17 protein-coding genes and 1 pseudogene are annotated in these 25,430 nt (G+C 39.0%); 5 read left to right on the top strand and 13 right to left on the bottom strand.

The genetic code is table 11. The features are described from left to right. Window positions 1-30 precede the first annotated feature (30 nt). On the bottom strand, window positions 31-1,290 hold the full coding sequence (locus tag QFZ31_RS29775) for a DNA polymerase thumb domain-containing protein (protein WP_307310228.1): 1,260 nt from the start codon (window positions 1,288-1,290) through the stop codon (window positions 31-33). A gap of 164 nt (window positions 1,291-1,454) precedes the next feature. Between QFZ31_RS29775 and QFZ31_RS29770 the strand changes: the two genes are divergently transcribed. Next, entirely contained in the window at window positions 1,455-1,649 is a 195-nt protein-coding gene (locus QFZ31_RS29770) for a YqzH family protein (RefSeq protein WP_179596575.1), read from the top strand. Between the two features lie 24 nt (window positions 1,650-1,673). Here QFZ31_RS29770 and QFZ31_RS29765 read toward each other — a convergent pair whose 3' ends face one another. Together QFZ31_RS29765 and QFZ31_RS29760 are read right to left on the bottom strand one after the other, a co-directional pair. After that, window positions 1,674-2,471 (bottom strand): SDR family NAD(P)-dependent oxidoreductase, encoded by a 798-nt coding sequence (locus tag QFZ31_RS29765; RefSeq protein ID WP_307310222.1) that lies wholly within the window; start codon window positions 2,469-2,471, stop codon window positions 1,674-1,676. 9 nt (window positions 2,472-2,480) lie between these two features. Further along, complete coding sequence (locus QFZ31_RS29760) at window positions 2,481-3,443, bottom strand: MBL fold metallo-hydrolase (RefSeq protein ID WP_307310220.1); 963 nt, start codon at window positions 3,441-3,443, stop codon at window positions 2,481-2,483. 302 nt (window positions 3,444-3,745) lie between these two features. Here QFZ31_RS29760 and proC point away from each other — a divergent pair, with 302 nt between their 5' ends. From proC to namA, 3 genes are all read left to right on the top strand, one after another. Further along, a complete protein-coding gene (gene proC, locus QFZ31_RS29755; protein WP_307310219.1) occupies window positions 3,746-4,591 on the top strand; it encodes a pyrroline-5-carboxylate reductase in 846 nt (281 codons plus the stop codon). A gap of 55 nt (window positions 4,592-4,646) precedes the next feature. Then, a complete protein-coding gene (locus tag QFZ31_RS29750; RefSeq protein WP_307310217.1) occupies window positions 4,647-5,786 on the top strand; it encodes a glycosyltransferase in 1,140 nt (379 codons plus the stop codon). Between the two features lie 87 nt (window positions 5,787-5,873). After that, window positions 5,874-6,896, top strand: a complete 1,023-nt coding sequence (namA, locus tag QFZ31_RS29745) for an NADPH dehydrogenase NamA (protein ID WP_307310213.1) — start codon at window positions 5,874-5,876, stop codon at window positions 6,894-6,896. A 30-nt stretch (window positions 6,897-6,926) separates the two neighbouring features. On the opposite strand, the gene rnz is transcribed toward namA, so the two are convergent. Continuing rightward, the gene (rnz, locus tag QFZ31_RS29740; protein WP_307310212.1) at window positions 6,927-7,850 is read right to left on the bottom strand and encodes a ribonuclease Z; all 924 of its coding nucleotides are present in this window, start codon (window positions 7,848-7,850) and stop codon (window positions 6,927-6,929) included. A 194-nt stretch (window positions 7,851-8,044) separates the two neighbouring features. On the opposite strand from rnz, the gene zwf reads away from it, so the two are divergent. Further along, the gene (gene zwf, locus QFZ31_RS29735; protein WP_307311852.1) at window positions 8,045-9,514 is read left to right on the top strand and encodes a glucose-6-phosphate dehydrogenase; all 1,470 of its coding nucleotides are present in this window, start codon (window positions 8,045-8,047) and stop codon (window positions 9,512-9,514) included. Window positions 9,515-9,561: 47 nt separating this feature from the next. Here the strand turns inward: zwf and QFZ31_RS29730 are convergent. The 9 genes and pseudogenes from QFZ31_RS29730 to QFZ31_RS29690 form a co-directional block, all read right to left on the bottom strand. Further along, window positions 9,562-10,840: pseudogene (locus tag QFZ31_RS29730) on the bottom strand (DNA polymerase IV). A gap of 207 nt (window positions 10,841-11,047) precedes the next feature. Continuing rightward, entirely contained in the window at window positions 11,048-12,592 is a 1,545-nt protein-coding gene (locus QFZ31_RS29725; protein WP_307310210.1) for a response regulator, read from the bottom strand. A gap of 13 nt (window positions 12,593-12,605) precedes the next feature. Next, on the bottom strand, window positions 12,606-14,354 hold the full coding sequence (locus QFZ31_RS29720) for a sensor histidine kinase (protein WP_307310209.1): 1,749 nt from the start codon (window positions 14,352-14,354) through the stop codon (window positions 12,606-12,608). 124 nt (window positions 14,355-14,478) lie between these two features. Next, entirely contained in the window at window positions 14,479-14,742 is a 264-nt protein-coding gene (locus QFZ31_RS29715; RefSeq protein WP_307310207.1) for a GH32 C-terminal domain-containing protein, read from the bottom strand. Between the two features lie 23 nt (window positions 14,743-14,765). After that, window positions 14,766-16,109, bottom strand: coding sequence for a NosD domain-containing protein (locus QFZ31_RS29710; protein ID WP_307310205.1), 1,344 nt, complete (start codon window positions 16,107-16,109; stop codon window positions 14,766-14,768). Between the two features lie 133 nt (window positions 16,110-16,242). Then, a complete protein-coding gene (locus QFZ31_RS29705) occupies window positions 16,243-17,130 on the bottom strand; it encodes a carbohydrate ABC transporter permease (protein WP_307310203.1) in 888 nt (295 codons plus the stop codon). Window positions 17,131-17,148: 18 nt separating this feature from the next. Then, on the bottom strand, window positions 17,149-18,039 hold the full coding sequence (locus tag QFZ31_RS29700) for a carbohydrate ABC transporter permease (protein ID WP_307310202.1): 891 nt from the start codon (window positions 18,037-18,039) through the stop codon (window positions 17,149-17,151). Between the two features lie 92 nt (window positions 18,040-18,131). After that, window positions 18,132-19,466 carry an ABC transporter substrate-binding protein gene (locus QFZ31_RS29695; RefSeq protein WP_307310199.1) on the bottom strand — a complete coding sequence of 445 codons (1,335 nt, stop codon included), beginning with the start codon at window positions 19,464-19,466 and terminating at the stop codon, window positions 18,132-18,134. A gap of 538 nt (window positions 19,467-20,004) precedes the next feature. Further along, complete coding sequence (locus tag QFZ31_RS29690; RefSeq protein WP_307310196.1) at window positions 20,005-25,410, bottom strand: GH32 C-terminal domain-containing protein; 5,406 nt, start codon at window positions 25,408-25,410, stop codon at window positions 20,005-20,007. Window positions 25,411-25,430 lie beyond the last annotated feature (20 nt).

Below are 25,430 nucleotides of genomic sequence, written 5' to 3'. Positions count from 1 at the left end.
CAAGCAGCCTAGGGGCTTACGCTTTTCTGTTTATCTTTTATGTCCCCCAACAAGTGTTGCCCGGTGCTTTGCCGTTCCAGCAGCTGTATAGGAAACAGCTCGCAGCAGGGAACCTGAACCAAAGCGTCTGCGGATAGAATCAACTACATAGCCAAGCTCCCGCCGCTTTACCGCACCCATGTCAAACAGGTCGAGCTGAAACTCATGATCATCGACGATATTTCCAATACTAATGGCAATTTGCCTTACGGTCTTTCCTGTATAATGTTCGTGGAATAATTCGAGACAGACTCGGTAAAGATCCATCGTTACATTCGTTGGCTGCTTGATGGTTCTTGAGCGGTGAAAGCCGCCGCCGAGTTCATCCTGGCTATAGCCAATGCTAAGGCTGATTGTTCTCCCAGCCTTACGGCGAGATCTCGCTCTTCGGGCTACTTCTTCACACATTTCTAAAATTACATGCTTTATCTCTTCTTCTTCCTTATAATCTCTTAAAAGAATTTGGCTTTTTCCGAAGCTGATCTGCCCCTCAACCAGGGGTGCTCCTAAGTCTGAAAGGTCTACTCCCCAAGCATGATGATAAAGCTGATTGCCCATGATTCCGAATTTCTTTTCCAGTGCTTCTAAATCATAGCGAGCCAGCTGGCCAACCGTAAAAATGCCCATCCCATTTAGGGTTTTTTCAACACGCCTGCCGATTCCCCACATTTCTCTTAGCGGTGAAACCTTCCAAAGCTTATTCTGGACGTCCTGGTACTTCCATTCCGCAATTCCATGCTTCTTTGCTTCAAGATCGAGGCAAAGCTTTGACAGTAACATATTCGGGCCTATTCCGACCGCACAGGGAAGCTGGAACTCACGTTCAATATCATTCTTAATTTTCTCTGCAATCGTAAAGGCGTCCCCCCATAAATGAAGTGCCCCATCTACCTTGATAAAACTTTCATCAACGCTATACGTGTGAATGGCTTCCTTTGGCACATAACGATTAAATACGCGGGTGATTTCAGTAGAAATACGCAAATAAGTTGCCATTTTGGGCTCGACTACTTGAATGCGGGGATCATCGGGAATCTCAAATAGTCTGGAACCTGTTTTAATTCCAAAGTCTTTCTTCAAACGTGGTGATGCCGCTAGCACAACACTTCCATTTCGTTCTTTGTTACCGGCCACAGCTAGATAGCAAGTCAAGGGATCAAGACCATGCATGACAGCGGAACAGCTGGCGTAAAAGCTCTTCATGTCGACGCATAATATATGATTGTGCGGTAACGTGCTGTAATCGACCATGACTTTTTCCCTCCATTTAAATATCGAACGTCTGTTCCTTTTATTATATACATATATTACGCGAATATGCGTTCGTATTCAATGGGAATTTTTTGACATATTTCATGGTTTTGGTTATTTTTCTTGAGGAAAAAACGATATAATTGTGAGTGAGGTGTACATACATGGAGAAAAAGTTAATTCTTAAAATGATAAAAAATTGCTTCAAACAATATTATTCTGAGATAGATTCACTGCCAATGAGCAGCAGCGATTTAGAGGCGCTTGCGGAGCGGATTATTCAAATAAAAGTAGAACAACCCGCGGTTGATTTATACGAGGCTGTGAATGATACTGTATACGAATTTTTAACAGGATGAATGCAAAAAACCGCTGTCGCGGTTTTATTTTTTGTTAAATGCTTTTTTGCCAATACGTTCAAACAGTCTTGGAAAGAGAACATAGACGACGCTGCCCATGTTCATCCAGCGTGGCAGATTGATTTCTCTCGTTTTCTTCAGCATACTGTCAACAACTTTCCGAGCGACATATTCGGGCTGAAGCATAAACTTTTGAACATTTTTAACATACGTGCCTTTTTCATCAGCAATGTTAAAAAAGTTCGTTGCAATAGGCCCTGGATTCACAGATGTTACGAGAACATTGTAATCACTAAGCTCCATTCTAAGTGAGTTCGTGTAGCCAAGAACCGCATGCTTAGTAGCAGAATACACACTTGATTTTGGCGTTGCGATTTTTCCCGCCTGGGAGGCGATATTAATGATATGGCCGAAACGGCGTTCACGCATTTTCGGGAGTACCATGCTTGTGCACGCCATTAGTCCGACAACATTGACATTGAACATACCTTTAATTTCATCCATTGTTGCTGCATGCGCTTCACGGAACACACCGAACCCCGCGTTATTAACCAGGATATCTACCTCACCAATCTCCGCAAAAATAGCTGTAAAAACTTCCTTCACTTTATCCGTATCAGAGACATCTAATTGATAGACCTCTACCCTTACTTGATGCTTTTGCTGCAATTCCATTTGCAGCTGTTTCAACTTTTCTATGCTTCTCGCAATTAGGACAAGGTTGGCACCACTTTCCGCACAAAGCTTGGCGATTTCGGCACCTATCCCCCCGGATGCACCGGTTATGACTATATTTTTACCCTTAAGTTGTTCTCTAACCATACTCACACCTCATCTAGCTTCATAAAGGACTGGTTGATGATCCTCTCTACTACTAATCTCGCCGATTGAGGCTAAATAGTCAAGCTGGCCGACAGTTTCCGATAATGTTAATATCAATTCCCGCTTATACGCTGTAGGAAAAAGCCGCTTGCAAAGTTCAAATACGGTATGCTTCTCCTCTTTTAGCCAATTATTAACCTTCATAGCGCGTTCATGCTGGTGAATTAGTCTTTTTTCAATTAGCTCTTTTAATTTGGAAACTTCCTCGCCATGGCCTGTGTAAACGAACTGAATTGGATAGGATAACAACTTTTTCATCGAATCATTATGCTGCAGCTGCGGCTTCGGTCTCTCTACTTCGCCTGGTGCCGGCATCTCTAGTAATGGATTTGGTGAGATATGTGCAAGAATCAAATCCCCTCCTATAAGAATTCCATCACTTTCTCGAAATAGAGCGATTTGACTCTGGGCATGGCCAGGTGTCTCTATGACTTTCCATCCACTTAACCCCGGCGGAATCGTCCCTTCAACAAGTTCTCCCGTCAAGGAGCGATTGCAGGAGTACCTGAATGTTTGTCTTAAATCTAAGATAGATGAAAAGTATTCTGAGGGGATTCCGAAGTCAACAAATTGTCTTCGAAAAAAAGCCTCTTGGTCGTGAAAAAAAGACTCCGTTGGTTTAATCCATCGTTCATTCAGCGGGTGTCCATAGACCTCTGTCTGATCTGATAAAAAATCAAGCATACCAACATGATCAGCGTGATGATGGGTAATAATCACCTGCTCAATGTCATCCGGGCTTAATTGTAATTGAGACAGCTGAGCTTTAAATGCAATCCATGACTCCTTGGTTTTGACACCACAATCGACAAGTGTCAGCCGCTCACCTTTAATTAAGTAAACATTAACGTCCCCGACTGCATAAGGAGTCGGCAAAATTATTTTTGCGATACCGTCTTTCCATTCTGCCATTCAAAAAACTCCTAACGTTATTTTTAAATAGAATGTGAACATTTTTTGACAATTATTTATATAGTAAGTGTAACGAATTTCCCTTTCCATTGTCATTATTTTTGCATAATGAATTTAAAATAAATAAAAAATTCAGACTTTATCACTTGACAGTAGAGCCGTAATCTTGGATAATCACTATTAAAATTTGATTCGAACATTCGCGATGATTAAGACCAGTAAATGAACGGAAGCTAGACCTTTCGTCCTTTTCGGATGAGGGGTCTTTTTGTTTTATAAAAAATTATAAGGGGGCAAAATCAATGAAAAAGATAGCATGTATTGGTGCCGGTTCAATGGCTGAGGCATTTATTTCAGGGATTCTTGAAAATAGTTTGATTGATAAAAAGAATGTATGGGTTACAAATAATTCAAATGAAGAGCGGTTGAAGAGGCTACGTGATACGTATGGCGTCCGTACCACTTACGATTTAAAGGAATTGTTTGCAGGAGCTGACATCGTCATCTTATCGATGAAGCCAAAGGATGCCGCAACCGCTATCCAATATATTCGTGAATATTTAACCGAAAAAATGCTGGTAGTTTCTGTGTTAGCAGGGGTGTCGATGAGTACCATTGAGACATTAGCAAGATTACCAATTGCCGTTGTGAGAGCCATGCCAAATACATCAGCAGCAGTTGGTAAATCTGCCACTGCCGTTGCCGTAAATGAACGAGTTACCCCTCAGCAAATTGAATTAATGAAGGATCTGTTTGGAACGGTCGGCTTGACAACTTTTGTAGAAGAGGAACAGCTGGATGCTGTTACAGGACTCTCCGGCAGCGGACCTGCGTATATTTATTACCTTATAGAAGCAATGGAAAAAAGTGCTGTTGAGGTTGGTCTCGATAAGGAGATGGCGAGTGAATTAATCGTACAAACCTTAATTGGAGCAGCTGAGATGGTGAAAAACTCCACAAAATCATCTGAACAGTTACGAAGAGATGTAACAAGCCCAGGCGGTACAACAGAGGCAGGGGTAAAAGTACTCGAAGAACATCAAGTCCAGCAAGCGTTCATTTCTTGTATTAAGGCTGCAACCGCACAATCGAAAAAAATGGGAGCGGCATTACGTGAACAGCTGGAAGTTACCGAACCAACTTCCTAATTTGTGTCTATTGATTTAAACTAGGGTAAAAAAGACTAGGAAGTGTAAAAAAAAAATGCTGACGGTATTATTTTCAATGGGTATCCTGGTCTGGATTGTTTTTCTCATAGACGGGCTAATCGGTTTACGGAAAATAGACGCTTTAGAAGATACGGATAAGTTAGAAAATGGACCTTTGTTATCGGTCATTGTAGCGGCACGCAATGAAGAAAATCAAATAAGAGCTAGTATCCTCAGTCAGTTGGCGCAAACTTATAGAAACGTTGAATGGATTCTCGTTAATGACAGGTCAACGGATTATACTGGACTTGTGATGGAAGAATTAAAAAAGGACGATCAGCGAATTTCTGTTCTTCACATAGAGGGATTGCCTAAAGGGTGGCTTGGAAAAAATAATGCCTTATATCAAGGATTCCTTAAAGCGTCTGGAAAATGGCTATTGTTCACCGATGCGGATGTAAAGTTTGAAAAAGAGGCATTTGCAAAGGCACTGCATTATTTTGAGAAGCATAAGCTTGACCATTTAACTGTCGCACCAAACCTGAGCGCGAAAACGTTTTGGTTAAAATCATTTGTCGCCTTTTTTCTATTCGGTTTTTCTTATTTTAAAAGACCATGGGCGGCAAATAACCCCAAATCAAAAGTTGGGACTGGAATTGGCGCATTTAATCTTGTTTCCAAAGAATCGTATAGCAGCTTTGGAACACATGAAATGGTGAAAATGCGGCCGGATGATGACTTGCAGCTTGGAATGAGAATAAAACAAGCAGGCTATGCTCAGAGGATTGTCACGGCACTTAAGCTGGTTGAGGTAGAATGGTATGGAAGTTTACAGGAAGCATTTATCGGACTCGAAAAAAATACATTTGCAGGATTACATTATCGGGTGAGTATGGTGTTTTTTGCGATATCCGGCGTTTTTATTACCAATGTCCTCCCATTTATAACCCTATTTTCTTCTAATAAAATAATTGTCCTCTTAAGCTTAGGGATTATTTTGTTAAGTGGGATTCATTACGTTATGGTCATCAAAAAAATGACCATCTTCTCCCCTGTTATGTTTCTCGTATTGCCTGTGACAGCTGTCCTGTTTATCTATTCCATCATCCGTGCCAGTTATCTAACGTACAAACGCGGCGGAATCATGTGGAGAGGCACCTTATATAAATTAAGAGAATTAAGGGACAAAGAGTGAATTTATACAAAAGAGAGCCGTTTGCTATACTAAAATGCACTTTAGTGGTATAGTGACCGAAAAAATTATTGATGTAGGAGGTTCATAATGTCTGCAAAGTTATTTTCTCCTTATACGATTAAGGATGTTACGCTAAAAAATCGAATTGTAATGGCTCCGATGTGCATGTATTCCAGTCATAACGAAGATGGTCATATTCAGAACTGGCACCGCACTCATTATACTAGCCGGGCAGTTGGACAAGTAGGCCTTATTATTGTTGAAGCAACTGCAGTAACGAAGCAGGGCAGGATTTCACCTAGGGATTTAGGAATTTGGAGTGATGACCACATTGAAGGGTTCACAGAACTTGTAAACTTGATGAAGGAACACGGGTCTAAAACGGGTATCCAGCTTGCACATGCGGGTAGAAAGGCAGTCCTAGAAGGTGAAATCATCGCCCCTTCGGCGATTTCATTTAATGAACAAATGAAGACTCCTAAAGAAATGACCAAAGAAGATATTGCCGCGACTGTTGAGGCGTTTAAAAAGGGTGCTGAGCGTGCCGCAAAGGCTGGCTTTGATGTCATAGAAATACATGGTGCCCACGGCTATCTAATCAATGAGTTCCTCTCCCCATTATCGAATAAAAGAACCGATGAATATGGAGGGTCGGCTGAAAACCGTTACCGTTTCCTTCGTGAAGTCATTGAAGCGATTAAAACTGTATGGAATGGTGTCCTGTTTGTGCGTGTTTCGGCTCATGACTATCACGAAGAGGGGTTAACACCGCTGGATTACGTATTTTTCAGTCAATGGATGAAGGAACAAGGTGTTGATTTAGTTGATGTCAGCTCAGGGGCAGTGGTACCAGCAAAGATAACAGATTATCCCGGCTATCAAGTTCCATTCTCAGAAACAATTAGAAGTGGTGCCGAAATTGCTACAGGAGCAGTCGGATTAATTACAACTGGTATCCAAGCGGAGGAAATCCTTCAAAACGACCGTGCAGATTTAGTATTTTTGGCGCGAGAATTATTGCGTGATCCTTACTGGCCTAGAACAGCTGCTAAAGAGTTAGGAGTAAGTATTGAGAGACCGAAACAATACGAGCGTGGATGGATGTTTTAAATAAAATAAGACGGCTTTTAGACCGTCTTTTCATTTTGAAGCTATGTTTATTTCTTTAAAGTCTTCAGCAATATCTGTATTCGCAAAGACTTCCTGTGCTTCCGCAGCTAGTTCAGCCCAGGCTTGTCGATCATAGCGTGAGCTGATGTGGGTCAAACAGAGCTTCTTACTTCCGGATTGTTTCGCCACTTCTGCAGCCTGATGGGTGGTTGAGTGGAAATAATCATAGGCAAGCTTCTCTTCCCCTTTAGAAAAGGTTGCTTCATGTATTAATAAATCTGCGTCCTTTGCTAAAAGTATTGCGTTCTCACAGTGTCTTGTATCTCCAAGAATAGTGACAATCCGGCCCTTTATATCCGGACCGAGAAAATCTGCTGGTACGATAATGGTGCCATCATCCAGTGTAACGGTTTCACCTTCTTTAATTTTCCGGAAAATTGGTCCTGGCTGTACTCCCGCCTCGACAAGTCTTTCCGCTAATAGGGTCCCTGGTTTATCCTTCTCGATAATCCGATACCCGTATGAAGGAATACCGTGATCTAAAAGTCGAGCTTCGACAATAAACTGATCATCTTCAAAAATGATCCCTTCGTCGATTTCGACTATTTTTAGCGGATATTTTAAATAGGTTTGGCTGACGGAAAGGCTTATCGTGATGTATTCTTTTAGTCCTTTGGGTCCATAGACAATCACTTCTGATTCTCCACCTTGAAAAGAACGGCTGGCTAATAGGCCGGGCAGCCCATAGATGTGATCGCCGTGAAGGTGGGTAATAAAAATTTTCTCGATCCTGCGAGGTCTGATCGAAGTATGTAAAATTTGATGCTGAGTCGCTTCACCTGCGTCGAACAACCAGATGGCTCCACGTTCTTCGAGTAATTTTAAGGCAATCGAAGTAACATTTCGCAGCTTTGCTGGAATACCAGCACCAGTGCCTAAAAATAATATGTCCAATAAAAACACGCCTTCCCAATAATTATATAAATAATATAGCATATCGCTTGCACAATTGCCCTTTGAGCGTATATTCTCTTTTAAAGGAATAGATTTGAATACATGCTTCAGTCAATTTTTGCGAAATCTAAATTGAATACATATAAAGAGAGGTATTTATAGTGGAACAATCTAAGAATATGACTTCATTAATTATGATATTTGGTGCAACGGGAGATTTAGCCGTTCGGAAGCTCTTTCCATCCCTTTACAGGTTGTTTCAGAAAGGTAAGTTAGACAAATTTGCAGTTATAGGCGTAGCAAGGAGACCCTTAACGACGGAAGAGTTTCAGAATTCTGTAAAAGACTCGGTAATAACTGCTCTCGGCAAAAAGGAAAAAATCGATGAGTTTATCTCTCATTTCTATTATCAGTCACATGATGTTGCAGATTCCAGCTCATACCAAAACCTAAAAAATCTAGCACAACAAATTGATGATAAATATGAATTAGAAGGAAATCGTATTTTCTATCTTGCCATGGCTCCTGAATTTTTCGGACCAATTGCCCTCCATTTAAAATCTGATGGATTGACAGATGTAACAGGATACAAACGACTTGTAATTGAAAAGCCATTCGGACATGATTTAGAATCAGCAAAAGTGTTAAACAATCAAATTCGTAAGGCTTTTTCAGAAAGCGAAGTATATAGAATCGATCACTACTTAGGGAAAGAAATGGTTCGGAATATCGAAGTGATTCGTTTTGCGAATGCGATCTTTGAACCATTATGGAACAACCGTTATATCTCGAATATTCAAATTACTTCTAGTGAGACACTTGGTGTTGAAGAACGGGGACGTTATTATGAAACAAGTGGAGCCCTAAGAGATATGGTACAAAATCATATGATGCAAATGGTGGCACTACTGGCAATGGAGCCTCCGATTAAATTGACAACAGATGAGATTCGTTCTGAAAAGGTAAGAGTGTTTCGTTCATTAAGAATGATTAAAGGGGACAAAATAAATAAATATTTTGTCCGAGGACAGTATGGTGCGGGTTTGGTTGAGGATAAGCAGGTTCCTGAATATCGCGCAGAACCAATGGTAGATAACGAGTCAAATACAGAGACTTTTGTGGCCGGGAAAATTATGATTGATAATTTCCGCTGGGCTGGTGTACCTTTTTACATTCGAACTGGAAAGAGAATGACAACAAAATCAACGAAAATTGTTGTTCAATTTAAAGACATTCCGATGAACCTTTATTACCAGCCTGAGAAACTGTTGAATCCAAATCTGCTTGTCATTCATATTCAGCCAGAGGAAGGAATTACACTTCATCTTAACGCTAAAAAAGCGGGTGGACATCTCAATGCTCAAGAGGTCAAACTAAGTTTTGCGAATACAGGAATTCATGCTATGAACACTCCTGAAGGGTATGAAAAACTCCTATATGATTGCATGCGCGGTGATGCAACTAACTTTACTCATTGGGATGAAGTAGCTTATTCTTGGGCCTTTGTCGATAATATTTCTGAAGTATGGGAAAAAACGAAAGCCGAAGACTATCCAAATTATGAGTCTGGATCAATGGGACCGAAAGCTGCTGATGAACTGTTAGAAAAAGACGGATTTTTCTGGTGGCCAGTAAATGCTCTAGATGTAGATATCTGTAAATAATACAAAAAAGCTCCGTCTCTTTGTTTATAAAACAAAGACGGAGCTTTTTAATCATCTTCCTTCTTTTTTTGCGGAAAAGTACGAAGAAAATCTTTATTAAAACTTGTTCCCGTTCCTACATTATGAGCCTTGTCTAATTTTCGCGTTCCGGCATTTTCAATAATATTCTTCCCATATTTATCTCGTAATGTCGAAAGGGTTTTAAGTAACGGCTCTTTTTTTGCATCTTTTTCAAATGAAAACAAATCCAGCTGTTTAAAGGCAAGATCATGTTCCACTAAATCATAGCCTGTTATGCCTAACAAACGGATAGGGTTCCCATTCCACTCCTTGATAAAAATCTGCTTCGCCATTGAAGCGATATCTTCTTTTTGCTGTATAGGATTGGAAAGTTTTTTACTGCGGGTAATCGTTTTTCTATCCTTAAAACGGATGGTAATGCCCAGCGTTGCAGCAAGAACATTTTTTCGTTTTAACCTTACTGAAACCGTTTCTGCCAATGATTCCAATACCTGGTACAATTCTTGTTGATTGGTTGTATCCTTTGGCAGCGTTGTTGAATTTCCAATACTTTTAAAATCAGACACCGCCTGGGGATCGACGGGTCGATTATCGACTCCATTTGCCCTTTTCCTTTATGCGAATACCATTAATGCCGAGCAATGATTTAAGCTGTATCTCATTGCCAGCTGCTAACTCTCCAATAGTATGAATGCCAATCGTCGTTAACTTTTCAGCAGTCTTCTTACCAACACCATGCATTTCACTCGTGTTTAAAGGCCACAAAACGGAAGGGATGTCACGTTTTCTAAGTATCGTAATTCCCATTGGTTTTTTCATATCAGAAGCTGTTTTTGCCAAAAACTTATTGGGAGCTATTCCAATACTGCACGGCAAATCAAGCTGTTCAAGAACCCTTTTTTGAATACTTTGAGCAATTTCGATTGGACTGCCAAGTTCAAAGGAATCTGTAATATCCATATACCCTTCATCAATCGATACAGGTTCCACAAGTTCTGTATAATTCCTGAGAATCTCAAACATGGCTATAGATGCCGTCCGGTAACGATCAAAATTTGGTTTCCTAATGATTAACTGAGGACAAAGCTTTTTCGCTTCCCACAGCGGCATCGTAGTCTTGACTCCAAACTTTCTAGCTTCATAACTGCAGGTAATAATAATCCCCCTGCGTTCCTCCACGTTTCCGGCAATTGCTACGGGCTTCCCCTTCAATTCTGGTTCATAAGCCATCTCCACGGAGGCGTAAAAGCTATTCATATCAACATGTAGAATGACTCTACCCTTTTTCGGATACATTTCCTTCATCCGTGACACTTCTCCTATAATCAACGGTATCTTTAGTATAGCAAAAAGGAGAACCAGTTGGCTCCCCTCTCACATATCCTTGTTCACTAACAAAAATTTCAGCAATTTATTAATGGTCAAAAACATTATAAATATTATTCATAAACGAGATATTCAAAAAATGCCCCCAAACTATGGGCTACCCAACAAATAACACTCGTCCAACACTTACTTAAGTATGTGCTGTGAACGATAGAGACCTGGGGTTGTTCCGATATTTTTCTTGAATACTTGATTAAAGTATTTTTGATTTTCGTAGCCTACCTGTTTGCAAATCTCGGATACCTTTAAATTTGTGGTTCTTAACAGTTTTTTGGCATTATTTAATCTGACTTTTGTAATATATTCAAAGATGGTGTTACCGACCGCCTTAGAAAACAAGCTGCAAAGGTAGGCAGGGTTCTTATGGAATAGCTTGCCTAAGTCATCTAAAACAATTGGTTCTTTATAATTAGCATTAATGAAACTTTTTAAATCGATGATTAATTTTTCATTATATGACACGTGATTTTCATTTAAATTAGCAGTGGATTGCCCAATAAATTGTTCTATCCAAACTCTGATTTCTTCCAAAGACTGCAGTTGATTTAATTCTTGGTAAACTAAATATCGTTCGCCGCCACTTTTATTTATTTCATATTCACTTTCGATATATTCCAAGTAATGATTAAAGATTTTAAAACAGACGTATTTTGTTTTTTCTGGGGGGAGGCCACTCTTTTGGCAATCGAGAAAAACTTTGTCCATGAAATGATTCATGTTGCTAAGAAGGTCTGGGCCTTTTCCATTAAAAAATGTATCAATTTTTTCAATAATACGATTACCAAAGGAATGATTGAACGTTTCTAATTCTTTATAATAGGTTATTAACTGGTTTGAAAAAATACCATTTTTCAACGCTTCTTTTGCTTCACTATAGGCTTTCTTTATGTCCGAAATAGTTACATAGATATTACTTACTCCAACCATCGGTCTTATGTTCATATCATGATAGAGCAATGACACAATATCCTGAACCAAGTCATTCCCGAGCTCTGAACCAGCGTTCGAAATCATGATGACGATTTCACTATCAATCGTATAGACAAAGTTCTGTATTTTCCTGTTTTCCAATAGGCTTTTTAAATACTCTAAGGAAGCTTGAACTTTTTCAGTGGCATTTGAATCATCCCAGTCAAACCCCTTCAATCCGATGTTTAAAAAAGAAAAACTTTGTAGCTTTTGGTCCTTTTCCGGCACAACAATTCTTTGGCCTAAAATGTAATCAAGGACACGCTTTTCTTCTAAAGCCATTTGATATTCATTAATCCGTTCAGTTGCTTGTTTTTCATTTTTTATTTTTTCTAGTTTTAAAATGGCATTTTTAATAGAATGAACAATTTCTTCTACTTCAATAGGTTTAACTAGATAGTCGATTGCCTCGAGTTGAATCGCCCTTTTGGCGTAATCAAACTTTGAATAACCGCTTATAATGATAAAAACAGTATCAAGATTAAGAGCCTTTGTTTCTTGAATTAAATCCAATCCATTTAATTTAGGCATTCTTATATCTACTAACACAATGTCAGGCTTTTTATTCATGATTTCTTTAAGTGCTTCTTCTCCATCTGAAGCAGATCCTACAATTTCAATCTGATGCTCCTGCCAGTTAACTGCTGATTTTAAGCCTTCAATTACAATTTTTTCATCATCAACAATTAAAAGTTTATACATAATAGAAAACTCCTTAAAAAGTGTCATGGATGATTTCGTCATTCTTTAGGCCAACCTTAAGATAGACAGTAGTTCCCTTTCCTATTTCACTTTCAATCTTTAATCCATATTCTTTTCCATAATAAATCTTCAATCGTTCATTAATATTTTTTAAAGCATAACCATTTTTGTTAATATCTACTACATTCATGTCAAATCCCTTTCCTGTATCACGAATAATGAAAAGAAAACCTTTCTCGACCTTTGTGCCTTCAATCATAATAGTACCGCTTTCCTGATGTTCCAACCCATGGTAAACAGCGTTTTCTACAATTGGCTGTAACAGCAATTTAATAATACTTTCTTCCATGATTTCAGGTTCAATCGTAAATGAGTAGTTGATTTTATGGTCAAAACGAATATTTTGGATATCCAGATAACTTTTAACTTGTTCTATTTCATTCTTTACAGAGGTAATATGATTTCCATCATTTAAGGTAAGTTTAAAGATTTTTGACAAGTTAACCGCAATTTTTGCTATTTGTTTCTCTTTTACTTTCTCTGCCATCCAAAAAATAGTGTTCAACGTATTATATAAAAAATGCGGATTAATGTGGCTTTGCAATGCTAAAAGCTCTGCTTCCTTTTCCTTGATCTGTGATTTATATAACCTTTTTGTTAAATCATTATTCCAATTATAAAGGTGAACAATCTGTCTCCCAATCTCTCCAAGTTCATCCTCATTATTAAAATTAATACCCACTATTTTCTCTCGTTTTTCCATTTTTTCTGTAACCATGCGCAGCAAGCTTAATTGGTTTGTGATTCTCCTCGTTATAAATAAAGCAAAAATTAAGGAGATGATTAATGCAATGACTAATAGTGAAATCGTTACCAATCGAAGTTGGTTAACCTCGCGAACAATATTTTCATAGGGGATCATACTGACGACATCCCAATTTGTTTTCTTGTTTGTATGAACATTAAAGAAATATCGTGTTCCATTGATCACTTTTTTACTTGTTCCGCTTTTCTCACGACCTTGAATGATTTCGGCTACCTGAGAGGAAGAGAAACGATTGCTGCTTGAAAACAGAATTTTATCATCATCCAATATTAAAATATCGCCTGGTGGATTACTATTTTTAAACATATTTTCAAAGTAAGATCGATCGAGATCGATCAGGACAATCCCATTTTGTTCCTTCGTTCCAAGATCTCGAATATTTCTTCCATAAAGTAAAGATTGATTACTATCTTTCACAAGTTCTAAATTACTGCCATTTAGCCATTCACCCTGCCACTGACTATGGAGTAAACGAGGATGGATATTGGACTTTTTTACCGCTTGATAGATGTCATATTTCAAATTCCGTTCCCCTCGGTTTACTTTCAAAAAGCCGTGATTTTCATTCCCAACGTAAATCGCATTGATATAGGGGTTATTTACCACTGTAATATTATTCAAGTTTTCTAGAGATGACGTTTCTAATCTGTATAACTTTGCATCTGTTTTTTTATAGGTTAAATACGACTGTATTTCATTTGAAAGAAAGATGTCATTCGATAAATTCTCTACATTGCTTGCAAAAGCATTAATATTCCAATCGACAATCGTTAAAAAGTTATCAATCGTGGTAGACACTTTATTTTCTATTACTTTACTAAAATAAATGAACGTTAAAGGACCAATAACAAGTAAAGGGATTAGTGTTGAAAACAGTGCTAATAAGATAATCTTCCGCTTAATTGGAGATTCGATGAGTCTCATTAGTTTAGCCATTATGTTTCTCCAGTTTATAAATTTTGTGCATGGTCATACTTACTCTGGTGATAGAATACTTGATTGGTTCACTGTCCATCGATCAAGCCAATCCACTTTTTAATATGATTGCGGATGAGCTAATTCAAGATGACCATCTAGACTTTAATTGATAGACATCCAAAGAGAGTAGTTTTACGGTCCCGCCATTCGAAAACAATTCAAAACCCTTACCTAATGAGTCAGGAAAGATCAGACTGGTCATGGTCATTTCCCCATTATTTGCAAATACCTCAATCGAAGAACGATCGACAAATACATGAAATTTTATCCGATGGTTTGGAGCTTTAACCGCTTCACGATCGATAGATCCGACTTGCAATTGATACTTTGGAACAAAAACTGCCACAAAAACATAGTTGAATATATTATTTATGCTCCTGGCGTTGGAGTGGCTCTGAATGCATTTACAGTCTTGTCCATAACAACCTGTGCATCACTTCCCGAATCAAGAATCGTATTTTGAAGCGATTCTTTTTCTACCAATACTGTTGTTACGGTAAGCGGCTCTGATGCTTCGGTAGTCAACAAAGCTTCTACTTGCGCAGAGAAACAAGAATCACTTATCTTGGCATGAACCTCCTTGGCAACAACATGATTATTAGAAATATAATTTCCATTACCCGAAACAATACGTATGATTACAGGTGTTACACCTACCGGCTTGATGTTCTGAGTATTAATTACTTCAGAAAAGTGATTAGCAATTACAGAATTATTATTGCCACTGATATAGAGGAGACCATACAAATCATCTAAACCATTGTCTATTCCCAGAAAAGGAGTCCAAGGTTCATGGTCACGTAAAAAGTGATTTGAAGAAACCAAGTTTTCCGAACAATTTTCCCTGAATACCACCATTCCTGGATAAAATGAATGAAGTCTATTATTTGTGATACTAGAACGTGTCACACCATTAAAATAGATACTGCTCGCACCTCGTGGAAAAACATTATTCGCTGTAATCAAAAGTCCACCAAAATTTTGAGCGTAAATTGAATATCCTTTAAAGCCGGCTCCTATCAAGTTATCGGTTATTTTTGAAGCCTGTCCCCAACCTCGTAGTTCTATACAGTTACCACATTCAGCTATGAAATTATCATGTATAGTCAGTGCATCTGCATGATAAATAGTAATTCCATGTTCTAAATACACAAACCCCATGCCTGTAATCCGAAATGAGTCACAAGCACTTGCAACATAAATACCCGTTTTCCCGTTAGTGTATGTGTTTTCCGGATTTGTTTCTCCTGAACCATCTTCAATGAAATGCAAACCATCAATACAAAAGTCAGAAAACTCTACCGAACTTATTCGGGGATTTCCACTTCGTTCAACATAAAATGCAGCTCCTTTATATTCCTCGTCATTTACTTCTAGGGGAATATCTACGAGTATGCGACTTCCTCCCGGCCACAATTCATGCAAATCCGCCCATTCATTCTCAGAAGTATTAAAACGTATACTCGAAGATGTAAACCCGTGTCCAGAACCCATAATTTTAAGATAACTGATGTCTATAACTACTTGACTGCCAAGATGATAATCTCCCGGTGGAATATAGATAACCGCACCCGGCTTTCCGCCTTTATTCACATCAGTGTCCGTTTGCCTACTTTTAATATCTGCTATAATGCTATTGATTACCTCACCAATATCCTTATACGGATTACCGATAGGCCACTCTGTTACGTCGTAATAATTTTTACTAGCCATAAATAAATTCTCCTATCAATTTAGTGTGTCTGTTCACTTTTCCTGGGAGCCATGTGGACGGTTCTGGTGGATCTAAGCTTTGGTTAGAGTGACCATGAGAACCGTCCCCATGGACACACACAAGATCAAGTCGTTATTCTTTTACTGCTCCTAAGGTCATGCCACTTACAATATAACGCTGTACGAAAAAGGAAAATATCATAACAGGCAAACTAAATGAGATGGCCGCAGCTGTCATTGGCCCTAAATCAAGATTATAAGCAGTTAAAAATTCTGAAATTCCTACTGTCGCCGTTTTGGCATTCGTACTGGTCATGAGTAACGAGAACAAAAAATCATTCCAAGCTAACATAAAAGTAAAGATAGCAGTCGTTGCCAGTCCAGGAAGTGACACCGGAAGAATAATTCTGATAAAGGCCCCGATCCAGCTGCATCCATCCACCCTTGCCGCTTCATCAAATTCCTTTGGAACCGAGTCAAAAAAACCTATCATTAACCAAATGGCAAATGGGACATTTAAGCTGGTATACACCAAGATTAAGGCAAAATGGGTATCAATCAAGCCCATACTTTTTACAATCATATACATCGGAATCGCAATACTAATCATTGGTACCATTCTGATCACTAACGTAAATAACAAAAAGTAACTTCCTGTTATAGAAGAAAACCTAGAAATTCCATAAGCAGCCATCGCACCAAAGAATACGCTTAAAATGGTGCTGGCACCGGCCGTAATTAAGCTATTAAAGAAATACTTTCCTATAGGCAAGTATTCGAACATTTTCCTATAATTTTCTATTGAAAATTTCGAGGGCCATAAAGTCGGTGGTGCAGTCACTGCCTCGGCAGATGGTTTCAATGATGTTAATAGTAGATAGAGATACGGACCTAGGAATAATAAAGCCAGTAAACAGGTGACCACCAATACAATCAGCGTCCATATTTTATGTCTAAAATAAAAACTAGTAAGCCACACTGGTTTTTCAACAATCGTTTCTTTTATTGGCGCGTGGGCCATGATCTATTTCACCTCTCCTTATGAATGTCTTCTCCTCGGTGACCACATTTTTGTAATGAAGAAAGAACTTAGGACTAATAAAATGATGATAAAAATGACTGCCATGGCACTTGACTGCCCCACTTCTCCATAACGGGTCAATGTCTTATACATATAGGTACTTAGCAGCTCGGAAGAAAAACCTGGTCCACCTTGCGTTAGCACCCACACAATATCAAATGTTCTTGCAGCATCAATCATACGAATTAATAAGGCTACGGTTGCGACTGGGATAAGAGAAGGAAAAGTAATGTAACGGAACTTATGCCATTTATTGGCCCCATCCATATCAGCAGATTCATATAAACTAATAGGAATTCCTTTAATACCTGCTAATAGAACGAGCATAATGAAAGGCGTTGTTAACCAGATGTCTGCAATAATCGTAGAATAGAGTGCAAAACGTGAGTCTGATAACCAGAGTATTTGATGCGGGTCAGAAAGTATTCCAAGTTTATAAAGCCCCCAGTTGACAATGCCGAATTGATCATTAAGCATAAATTTCCAAATTATCCCTGTAACTAAAGGTGCCAGCATAAGCGGGCTTAACAATAGAGTCCGAATAAATTGGCTTCCTTTAAAAGCATTGCTGAGAAGCAAAGCAAGGATAAGCCCTAAGATAAACTCGAAACCCACCGCTACTCCTATATATACCACTGTGTTCCAAAGGGCTTTTAAAAAACGTTCGGAAGTCAACGAGTTTGTATAGTTTGCAAAACCGACAAATTCTCGTAATGAAGGATTAATGATATCAATCTTATAAAAACTGTCTCTAATTAAAAGAAAAATTGGATAGACCAGAAAAACCAACATAAAGATCCCTGCAGGAAAGAAAAAGATCGTCGATAATGCCCCATTTTTCAGTCTCAAGAAAACCGCTCCTTTCTATCAAAATATTATTTTTCAGAACCTTTTCATTGAAAAAATAGTCCAATAAAAAGGTTCTATTTAAACATATTATTTTACTGTGGCGGTAATAAATCTTTAATAACATCTGCTGCCCAATCAAGTGCCTCTTGAGGTGTTTTTTCACCGGAAAGTGCATATTGCACGGCTGGAATGAGTGCTTCACTTTCAATTTCTTGCCATTCCTTAATAGCAGGTCGATTTTGTGTTTGTGGTCCGCTTAATGTCATCATAAGCGGTTTCAAATGTTCATAGCCCTGCTGCGTGCTATAACTTTCAAATATAGATTTTCTCGCTGCTACGCCCAATGATTTCATAAATAGTTCATTCTTTTCATAAATAAAGTTGAGGTACTCCTTGGCGATCTCCTGTTTTTTGGAAGAACTAGGAATAACCTGATACCATGGGCCAGGGACAGCACCTATTCCTGCTCCGCCGCCAATCATTGGAGCACTTCCAACTTTTCCTGCTACCTTTGATTGTTTAGAGTCATTTGAAGGGACATAAAAGTGACCCCATGCAAGCATCATCGCAGATTTTCCATTCCAAAATAGTTCAGAAGTTTCTGCAGATGCCATTTCAAGTGCACCTGATGGAACCGATTGATCCTTTTTCAAAAGATCAACTAAGAATTGTAAAGAATCAACATACGGTTTCGTATTCACAAGAACTTTGCCTTTATCACCAACTACCAATGGTTTTGCACCTGCTTGGGCTGCATGATCAAGCCAGCTGGCTACCGCATCTCCATTGTTCGCACCAAAGACCGTTGTTCCGTACATATCCACTTTTCCATCATTATTGGTATCTTTAGTAAAAAACTTGGCAACATCACTATATTCATCCCATGTTGTTGGCGGATGTAGCTCATATCCATACTTCGCTTGGAAATCAGCTTTGTTCTTTTCATCTTCGAAAAGATCTTTACGGTAGATTAAATTTTTGGCGTTCGTCCATACCGGCATTCCATAAACCTTATTCTGATAACTTCCGCCTTCTACTAATCCAGGGAATAAATCATTTTTAAGGTCATCTGTCATGAGATCTTCTAACGGTAAAAGTCCGCCAGCTAGAGCAGGAAACCAAAGTATATCAATGGTTGCAACATCGAATGCTCCTGCCTGTGAAGCGACCTCAGCCTTAAGTTTGTCATAGACTCCGGTATAGGGAACAGATTCAATTTTAACTGTATAGCCTGTTTCCTCTTTAAATTCCGCAGCGGTTTCTTTTGCTACCTTAAAGGCCGGGCTACCCCCTTCAACAAGAACTGTAATCGTTTTGTTATCACCTTTTGCTTCGGAACTTCCTGTTTTTTCTCCCGAACAACCCGATAAAAAGAGAGATGATACTAATAATAATGAAACAATTGATAGGATCCCTTTTTTCTTCACCGCAACAATCCTCCTTAATTATCTTATTCTTTTTAAAAATTTGTTAACGGTTACATTTTGGAGTAAATATGCTTAAATTTAAATTTCTTATTGCCCCCTCTTTCGTTTTTATAAATCTTCTTTACACTTTAATTGTAATTTCAAATACATTTTTATAAAATTCTAACTTTTTTAGAAAAGGTTATATATATTTAGAACTTTATCAAGAGCCCCAGGCTCCTTATATCATCTTCTAAAAACGGAAATAAAAGACATATGTTTCTCAAAGGGAAATCAGGCATTCAGACCATAAAACTTTAAATCTATCCTTCGTTTTTGAAGCATCGCCCTGTTAGTTTAAGTGAAATTTTTCACAATTCTTTTCTTATAAAGGGCAAAATCACTATTACGGCAGGCGAGGAATAACTAAAGCAATATTAGCCTTTTATTAGAATTTGTCGACAGCTTGAAAAAAAAAACCTCCAAATATTATTAGTTATAATTTGAAGGCTTTATAAAATAATAGGTTAATACTGCTTATGTTTTGCAAGGGTTCTACTTATGGTTTTTCTTTGATTTGAACTGGAACATTTACATCATCTAAATTAATGTGGCCCCATCCACCTGAATGCTTATCGACTACTTGAATATATAGATTTTTACCTAGATATTCTGATGCATCCCAAAAGACACGTCGATAGGCTTCACCATTATGACCAGTGGCTTTCATTAGAATTTCATTTGTTTCTGCATCTACAAGAGCAACATAGAGAAGCTGCTCATCTGCCCCTCCGGAGGTTAAGAAATCAATTTGACCATCCCCCCCAAGAGTAAAGTTTTCAGATTTCAATACACCTGTAGCAGAATCTCCACCATGATCAGGGTTAAAGCCCCATAGATGGTACCTATTTGGGTCTACCGATGTTGTTGCCTGCCCGAATGGACCACCCCAGCCCCAATCGATTTTATTTGTAACATGGGCATCAGTGAACGTATTTCCTTCCACAATGGTCCAGCCTGACAAATCACCAGTTTGAAAATCATGATTTGTTAATTCACCATGTGGAATTTCTTCATGTTCGGATTCATCCCCATAATACGCTGGGACGACGTTGTCACTATAAGCTGAGCCCATCTCATTTACTTTCATCGATACAATTTTAGCTGTTCCATTTTGACTCCACAGCTCGATTCCTAAAGCGTCCGCTCTCGTTGGATATGCCCTAGTGGTGATGCTTTTTTCGCCATTAGCATAGGCTTCAATCATGGATCTGTCTAGGAAGATATGAAGCTTTATATTTTCCCTATCTAAAGAAAGGGTTCCGGCGCTGCTTGTTTTAGCGATGTCAGGATCTAAACTCATTTTAGAAGAATCTACACCAAATTGTTCGGATGATTCATCAAAATATAAGTTTACTTCTTCTGATGAATCGGACGATTGACGTACTTTAATCCCATACTTTTCATCCGAATTCGCTTTAATCTCAAGTGTGATTTCTAACATATCACCTTTGATTTTCGCTAAACGCTTATTCGCTTTTGAAATCGTTGAATTTCTAATATTAATAAGTTGCTCACCACGAAGTGTCTCTAGTTCCTTAATCGGTTCAACTCCAAGCTCACCATTATCTAATAAAGACAATTCTAACGGTATACCAGCGTTATGGGCCCACCCAGCATCATAATGCTGTGCATCCGTTCTTCTGTCTTGAGCAATGCTAAAAAGAATAGAACGTCCTTGTTCATCAATCATCCCGCTCGGTCCTGTAAAGTGTTCACCATAATCAAATAACTTAGGCTCCTCATGATCCGGGATAAATTTATTGTTTACTTTGTCCCATGAACCAACCCAATGGAATACATATTTTACGTTATGTTCACTATAACTTTTGAACCAAGGATTAATAAAGAAGGCATACTTCTGTTCACCATTACCATCTTTGCCAATCGGGAGGAAGACCGGCAATTCCCATACATCGCCTGTTTTCGGATAAGCCTTGGAATCTCCAGTAAAGAACGGACCAACATACTCCCAATTTTCCAAATCCTTTGATTTGTAAAGTAATGCTGACCCACCAACATTCTCAATACCAGAACCCACTATTTGATACCAAGTATCTCCGTCCTGCCAAACGAACGGATCACGGAATTGACCATACATGACTTTCCCTTCCTCAGCTGGTAAATCAGGCTGTTGGACAGTGACAGGTTTTTCTAGCATTTCCCATTTCTTGAGCATTGGATCTGTCACATCAACAGGCTTAGCTAAGCCTGTCATTTGATTAGGAGTCTTGCTATCATCTCCTGCGGTAAAAAATAATGCTGGGTCGCCATTTTTATCAAAAGTTGCCGAACCTGACCATACACCGTCTGGTGAAACTCCTGAAGGTGCTAAAGCAACAGGTGCGTCTTCCCAATGAACCATGTCATCACTTACGGCGTGACCCCAATGGATTTGGTGCCAATATGGCCCCTGTGGATTATGCTGATAAAAAATATGATATTTTCCATTGAAATAAAATGGAGCATGTGGCTCATTCATCCAATGACCTGGTGAAAGAAAATGATACTGTGGTCGATAACGATCTCCATCATACACACTTCGATCAAACGATAAATCTGGACTAGGCAATTGACTATTTTCAAAGCTGTCAATTACTTGAGAATAATTCGTTTTAATTTCTTCATCAGATAATGCTTTATTATAAATTTTTAATTCATCGATCATGCCGCTAAACATATTAGCCGTGAACGCGCTTATTACGGCAGCTGTATTGTGTTTTCCTATTAAAAGATCGTTATCAGAAGCGATGATCGTTGCATTTCGCGGTGTATCCACTTCTCCTGCTAGTTCACCATTTAAAAACAACTTCATCTTTTTCGTGTCTTGATCAAAAGTGGCAACAATATAAGACCATTGATCTTTTTCAAGCACTTTATCTTCTTTTGCCCACACTTCTTTCCATTCTCCGTTTAGACCTGCTTGAAAGGACCATTTACCATGTCGGCCCATTCCTAAAATAAAGCCTTCCCCGCGTGCCTTGTTATGCTGATTAACGATAGCAGAAAGCTGACCTAAATCTCCCCATTCATAGGAACGCGGTGCTACCCAAGCTTCGATTGTAATGGCCTCACTAGGCTGGGCAGATTTTTTTACAGCCTGCTTCATATAGGTAGAATACCCATCAAATAAAAGCGCATTATTGACCACCCCTTTCCTCCAAAGAGGATCGGTAGAAGGCTTATATTGGGCATCATTAAAGACATATTCAACCTTTAATTTCTCATTTTTGACTGTATCAAGAGCGGTATTCCCTTCATTTTCGTCAAATTTCAAATGGCTTAGCATTCCACGGCTTTTCACTTGAAAATCATCGAGGTTTAAATGGCCAAATCCTCCAGGATGTTGGTCAACTACTTTAATAAAGACCTGTTCCCCTAAATAGTCTGCCGCATTCCAAGTAACACGATTGTAAGCCTCAGATTCCGGTCCTGTCGCCTTCAATAACTCCTTACCATCCGAAGCACGGACAAGCGCAACATACAAGTCGTATTTTGTTCCTCCATCCATTTCATCTCCTCCTCCTAAAAGGAACGAGATTTCTCCATTGCCCGATAAAGTAAAGGTGTTGGATGTTAGGCTTCCCGTTCTTCTATCAGCTTGTTCTGGGATGTCACCATGAAAGCCCCATAAATGATAATTTCCTTTATGTCCAAACGGAATTTGAGTGTCCCAATAGGTTGATTGATCAGTAACAGTTCCATCAAATGCATTTCCTTCCGCTGACCATCCTGTTAGATCTCCAGTTTCAAATCCTGGGTTTATTAGGTCGTCTGGAACTCTCTCATCTACATTGTAGACATGAAAATCATCGACATTAATATGGCCAAATCCTCCTGAGTGATAGTCGACAACTTTGATATAAAGAGCTTCACCAATATACTCTGAGGCATCCCAAGTTATTCTGCGATATTTTTCGGTATTTGCCCCCGTTGCCTTCATTAGTTCCTCGCCGGTGGCTGCATGAACAAGGGAAACATACAATGTATTAAGATCCTGTCCTCCGCCGACTAAGAAGTCAATGACCCCATTCCCCCCAAGGACAAAAGGAGATGACTTCATCATTCCTGTTCGTAAATCAGACTTGTCATCGCTAGTCGCTCCTCGGAACCCCCACGCATGATAAGTACCATGGTGCTCAAACGGACCACCCCAAAATTCAGTAATATTAGAGACTGGTGCTCTAAACGCGGATCCTGTAACGGTCCATCCGGATAAATCACCCGTTTCGAAATCAGGATTTTCGATTGTATTGGATAGGTTACCGACATCTACATCTTCTACATACCTAGTAAAATTTGCTTCTTTCAACGGATAATAGGAGAGCGAATTTATCGTTACTTCTCCGTCTTTTGCATATAACTCTATATTTTTACTGGATTCGCTTGGGAAGATTTGATTGGTAAATACGGTTGTCCCCTCTTCAGCAAATACCTCGACAGATGAGCGGTCAACGAGAAGTTTCATATTCAAGATCCCATCTTTTACGGACAAGTTCGTCTGCTGGATAGAAGGGAAGCCTGGATGAAAATCTGTCTTACCTGACTGTCTTCGGTCTACAGCCAATTTGCCTTCTGGGATATTATAGGAAATCGTCGTAGCTTCATTGTCGCTTTTACGCACATGAAATCCTAATTCTTTTGCTGTTGTTTCATTAAGATTAAATTCCGCCTCAATCTCAAACATTTCAGCGTTTATATCTTTTAATAGATTTTCAGAAGTGAATTTTTTATTCTCAATCTTTACTTCATTCGCTGTATCTCGTAAACTCGTTAATTCTTCGATTGGCTGTTGTTTTAAAGAGATCCCTTCCTCTTTCTGGACTAACGATAACGCGCGGGGAATGGTGGCAGAACCACGCCAGGTTGAAGTTGGAATTTGTCCAGCATATTGAGCAGGATTATTCATCCAACCAAGCCATATGCGGCGACCATCTTCTGGTTGGTTAACGGTATTGCTCCATGTTACAGCCGCGTAAAAATCAGCTCCGAAGTCTGCCCACTTTAATTCTTCCGTGGTTTCACCAGGAGTGAATGTAGTTCCATTGAAATCTCCAACATAATAGTGCATACCGGTTCCACCATTTGGTGTGGGATTGATACTTACCGTTAAAACCCATTTCGAGCCGGTTTGGTTTCCGTTAGCGTCATATACTGGCAGCTCGAATAAATCCGGACATTCCCAAAGACCTTGTTCCGCCGCTTTTGGATCGGAAAATTCACTTACTTTTTTCCAATCTAATAGATTACTAGATGAATAGAAATCAATTCGTTTCCCACTCGTTATGACAAAGATCCATTGGTTGCTTTGCTCGTGCCAAAAAACCTTTGGATCACGGAAAACACCTGATCCCCCACTGCTTGCCTTAAGATCATTAGGCATTGTTAGAACTGGATTTTGAGGAAGTGCTGTCCAAGTTCTGCCATTGTCCACACTATATGTAGCGCTTACATGTTGGTTATCACCGCCAAGTTCACTTGTATAAAGTGCTACCATTGGTGGATTTTCTTTTGTCCCCAAACCAGATGTATTTTGATAATCCACTACAGCACTACCTGACCAGGCAAAACCATTTTCATCTGGATAAATCGCAATCGGGTAATGCTCCCAGTTTACTAAATCCTTACTAATTGCATGCCCCCAATACATCGGTCCCCAAACTTTATCAGTGGGATTATGCTGATAAAATAAATGATATTCTCCGTTATGATATACCATCCCATTTGGATCATTCATCCAGTTTTTTATTGGTGAAAAATGATATCCTGGGCGATAGTTTTCGTCATTTTCCACCGCAAGTGTAGCAGCGTGAACTGTTGTAATATACGGTATAAACGATTGAATCATCAATGTAACAATAATAAGCACATGGAGAAGTTTATTCCCCTTTATGATTTGATACATGCCATCACCTTTTTCAGGGA

Source organism: Neobacillus niacini (genome assembly GCF_030817595.1).
GTDB classification, from domain to species: Bacteria; Bacillota; Bacilli; order Bacillales; family Cytobacillaceae; genus Neobacillus; species Neobacillus niacini_G.
This window is presented reverse-complemented; position numbering and strand designations above follow the sequence as displayed.

Bases quoted from the DNA above. Each gene is read 5' to 3' on its own strand.
- QFZ31_RS29775 (WP_307310228.1), bottom strand. From the start codon at position 1,290: ATGGTCGATTACAGCACGTTACCGCACAATCATATATTATGCGTCGAC.
- QFZ31_RS29770 (WP_179596575.1), top strand. From the start codon at position 1,455: ATGGAGAAAAAGTTAATTCTTAAAATGATAAAAAATTGCTTCAAACAA.
- QFZ31_RS29765 (WP_307310222.1), bottom strand. From the start codon at position 2,471: ATGGTTAGAGAACAACTTAAGGGTAAAAATATAGTCATAACCGGTGCA.
- QFZ31_RS29760 (WP_307310220.1), bottom strand. From the start codon at position 3,443: ATGGCAGAATGGAAAGACGGTATCGCAAAAATAATTTTGCCGACTCCT.
- proC (WP_307310219.1), top strand. From the start codon at position 3,746: ATGAAAAAGATAGCATGTATTGGTGCCGGTTCAATGGCTGAGGCATTT.
- QFZ31_RS29750 (WP_307310217.1), top strand. From the start codon at position 4,647: ATGCTGACGGTATTATTTTCAATGGGTATCCTGGTCTGGATTGTTTTT.
- namA (WP_307310213.1), top strand. From the start codon at position 5,874: ATGTCTGCAAAGTTATTTTCTCCTTATACGATTAAGGATGTTACGCTA.
- zwf (WP_307311852.1), top strand. From the start codon at position 8,045: ATGATATTTGGTGCAACGGGAGATTTAGCCGTTCGGAAGCTCTTTCCA.
- QFZ31_RS29725 (WP_307310210.1), bottom strand. From the start codon at position 12,592: ATGTATAAACTTTTAATTGTTGATGATGAAAAAATTGTAATTGAAGGC.
- QFZ31_RS29720 (WP_307310209.1), bottom strand. From the start codon at position 14,354: ATGGCTAAACTAATGAGACTCATCGAATCTCCAATTAAGCGGAAGATT.
- QFZ31_RS29710 (WP_307310205.1), bottom strand. From the start codon at position 16,109: ATGGCTAGTAAAAATTATTACGACGTAACAGAGTGGCCTATCGGTAAT.
- QFZ31_RS29705 (WP_307310203.1), bottom strand. From the start codon at position 17,130: ATGGCCCACGCGCCAATAAAAGAAACGATTGTTGAAAAACCAGTGTGG.
- QFZ31_RS29690 (WP_307310196.1), bottom strand. From the start codon at position 25,410: ATGTATCAAATCATAAAGGGGAATAAACTTCTCCATGTGCTTATTATT.